Raw genomic sequence first — 960 nt, forward strand, 5'->3', positions numbered from 1 at the left:
ATGACGAGGCGGGTAACGTTACCTCCGTGATGGACCCTGCCGGTCGTATTACCAGCTACGAGTATGACCTGTTGGGCAATGTTCTGGCGGTAACCAATCCGCTGGGTGTGCGCACTACCTCTACCTATGATGCTGCCGGTCGTCTGCTGACCAGTACTGACGGTAATGGTGCTGTACATTCCTTCGGTTATGACCGTGACGGTGTTCCCTGTTCCCATTCGGTGGATGGTTCTTTGTTGTACCGTATGGAGCGTGATTCTGCGCGCCGTACGATGACGACTTATGATCACGCGGGCGTTGATGCGTTTGGTGCTCCCGTAGTGACCGTCGAGTCCTACGACCGCTTGGGCCGTTTGGTTCGTCAGCGCCGTGAGTTTGGTGCGCAGATTCCGGAGTCTTTCCGTACCGAGTACATGGACGAGACCGGTGGCTATGAGCTGTCCTACGCTTACGATGCTGACGGTCTGCGCACTGAGTTTGTGCACCCCCTGGGTTCGAGCGCTTATGCGTATGATGCTGCTGGCCGCATGGTTAAGCAGACTGACATTACCGCGTACCGCATGGATGGGACCGCCGTTACCTCTGAGTCTCGTGTGGAGTCTTCCTTCGAGTACAACGCGGTAGACGCGCTGGTGCGTGCGCAGGTGTCTGACCTGGCGGGTACCTGGGTTCGTGAGTTCGGTTACCGTGGTGCGCACATGGCCTCTGTGACCGAGAGCCCTGCTGAGGCAGACTCGGCTGTGGCAGACTCTTCTGAGGCTCTGCACACTGAGATTATTCGCGATGATTTGGGCCGTATTAGCGGTGTGGATTCGCCTGCTGGCCTGGTCATGTACACCTACACTGACGCACAGATACTCTCTTCTGCCGTTCGTGGTACCGAGACTATGCGTTGGACCTATGATGCCGCTGGTGCGCTGGTGCGCGTTGAGTACTTTGATAGCGCCCAGCCGCAGAATG

At 57.4% G+C, this 960-nt stretch carries 1 pseudogene; it reads left to right on the forward strand.

What is annotated here, in order from left to right:
• Positions 1 to 960: pseudogene (locus HMPREF2944_RS09530) on the forward strand (type IV secretion protein Rhs); the annotation flags it as partial.

The sequence above is a fragment of the Rothia sp. HMSC072E10 genome, assembly GCF_001813965.1.
Taxonomy (GTDB): Bacteria; Actinomycetota; Actinomycetes; order Actinomycetales; family Micrococcaceae; genus Rothia; species Rothia mucilaginosa_A.